Origin of the sequence: Albidovulum sp., from assembly GCF_049646345.1 — a bacterium.
In the GTDB taxonomy this organism is placed as follows: Bacteria; Pseudomonadota; Alphaproteobacteria; order Rhodobacterales; family Rhodobacteraceae; genus Albidovulum.
Map to the genome: position 1 here is coordinate 1 of NZ_JBARVQ010000215.1, position 2380 is coordinate 2380.

Annotated in this window: 2 protein-coding genes; one reads left to right on the plus strand and one right to left on the minus strand. The window is 59.3% G+C overall.

Features of this window, described 5'->3' with window-relative positions; translation table 11 throughout:
• Positions 1-1047: ABC transporter substrate-binding protein (locus WBB85_RS05230; protein WP_432637572.1), on the minus strand; the 1047-nt coding region annotated here is incomplete at its 3' end.
• A gap of 342 nt (positions 1048-1389) precedes the next feature.
• On the opposite strand from WBB85_RS05230, the gene WBB85_RS05235 reads away from it, so the two are divergent.
• Complete coding sequence (locus WBB85_RS05235) at positions 1390-2031, plus strand: transglutaminase-like cysteine peptidase (RefSeq protein WP_432637573.1); 642 nt, start codon at positions 1390-1392, stop codon at positions 2029-2031.
• The last annotated feature ends 349 nt before the right edge of the window (positions 2032-2380 follow it).

Below are 2380 nucleotides of genomic sequence, written 5' to 3' on the forward strand. Positions count from 1 at the left end.
CCAGAAGATCTGCTGGGCGACATTGCCCTGGCTGAGCGCCGGGAGCGACTGGTAGAAGTCGTAGGATGCCGCTGCCGGCGGTGCGTAGTTGCGCAGCCACTCGTCCCACTTGGCAATCGCGAAGACCGCAGCCGGGCCGTTGGCTTCACCGCCACGGCTGACCGACGCACCCGCTGGGTTACATAAACCCGCTTCCATCCGGATGCCCCATTCGTCGATCGGCACGCCGTTCGGTTCGCCCGGGGAGCCCGCACCGGCCATCGACAGCCAGGCATCAGTCATGCGCCACCCCAGGTCAGGCGCGCGCTTGCCGTACTCCATATGGCCATAGATCGCGGTGCCGTCGATTTCCTTCACGTCATTGGTGAAGAACTCGGCGATATCCTCATAGGCCGACCAGTTGACCGGCACGCCGAGGTCATAGCCGTATTTGGCCTTGAACGCCTCTTGCAGATCGGCGCGGTCGAACCAGTCCTTGCGGAACCAGTAGAGGTTCGCAAACTGCTGGTCTGGCAGCTGGTAAAGCTTGCCGTCCGGACCGGTGGTGAACTGGGTGCCCATGAAGTCATCCAGATCGAGCCCCGGATTGGTCGTGCCCGCCCAGGAGCCTGCCATCTGATCGGTCAGGTTATAGGCCAGTTGAAGGCGCGCATGGGTGCCGATGAGGTCGCTGTCATTGACATAACCGTCATAGAGGTTGCGCTGCGTCTGCATCTGCGTCTGCACCGCCTGAACGACCTCGCCCTCACCAAGGATCTGGTGATTGACCTTGATCCCGGTGATTTCCTCGAAGGCCTTGGTCAGCACTTCGGATTCGTAGGAATGGGTCGGAATGCCTTCCGACAATACGTTCACTTCCATCCCCGCATAGGGTTCGGCAGCCTTGATGAACCATTCCATCTCGGCCATCTGCTCTTCTTTCGAAAGCGCAGAGGGCTGGAACTCGCTGTCGATCCACTTCTGTGCGGCCGCGGCATCGGCAAATGCCTGCCCGGCCCCCGCAATGACCGCAGATACGGCCACTGCGGAGAGAAGATACTTCCGCATCCTGTCTCCTCCCTGAGATTTGTTGGGCCAGCGGAAACTGGCCCATAGATATTCGGGCCAGATGTTAGCGTTTGTCAAACTAAATCTTTAGTAGAAAGAAACGCTATCTTAACCGTATGATTCTAATCATTTTTAATAAACGCCTTCGCCAAAAAGGTATCGTCGTATCATGTTTGCTGCGGTTCTTGCGCGGTTCCAAAGACTTGTGGGGAAAGGCGACCGTTTCGAGGGGTTTTGAAACCGGGCGGCAATCCGCTGTGCCTTGCTATGGTCCCATTGCCGCCAGTTTTCAGGCCCGAAAACGCCACCCGACCATGACCGAATGCATTTCGGGGACCACTCATGATCAGGCTGCCAATGATCTATTCAGCATTCCACCGCCCGCGCCGCATCGCGGCCAGGCTCGCCAAACTCTCACTTGTCGTCGCGCTCGGTTTCGCGGCGCCCGGCGCGCCCGAGGCCGCACAGCCGCAATCGACAAGCCACATCGTTGCGCGCAAGGCAATCACCGCCCCCCAGGGGGCCACAGCACTCTGCCGTGATCATGCCTGGGCCTGCAGGACAACAGGTGGCGGCTCCTTGCCCGACCGCAGCGTTCTGAAGGTGGCCGGGCAGGTCAATTCGATGGTCAATCGACGGGTCCGTTCGGTATCCGACCGCCAGCAATATGGTCTTGAAGAGGTCTGGGCGCTTCCGACCCGGCGTGGCGGCGATTGCGAGGATTTTGCCCTTTTGAAGAAGAAAGAGCTGATTGCAGCAGGCATGCGCCCACAGGATTTGCTGATCGCGACGGTACTGGACCGCAATCGCGGCTCGCATGCCGTGCTGGTGCTGCGCACCTCGTCTGGCGACTATGTTCTCGACAATCTGCGCAACCGCATCATGCCGTGGCGCGAGACTGGTTACAGCTTCATCCGCATGCAGAACCCGCAGCGGCCGAACCGTTGGGTCGCGGTCCTTGCGGGAGGCGTGTTCGGCGCCTGAGCCCGAAGCCTGTGTTCGACTGGTAAGAAACACGGAAAAAAAGAAAAGACCCGCAGTCAGTGACATGCGGGTCTTTTCGTTTTCCGGGATCAGGCGCTATACGCTTCGAGTTTTGAATGTGCGGGAATTCGAACCTTTTTCGCCAGAATTCCCGTACTTACCATCTCGATCTGAACTCCAGCTGCGTTAGTTGCCTCCCTCGGAGCCACCGGCAGTTTCGCCCTGTTCGCCTTCGGGCTCACCGTCCTTGCCCTTGTTTTTACGACCCGGGCCATCCTCGCGTTTGCCAGGCCAGTCTTCACGCTTGCCAGGTCCGCCTTCACGCTTGCCTTTGCCTTTACCTTTGCCG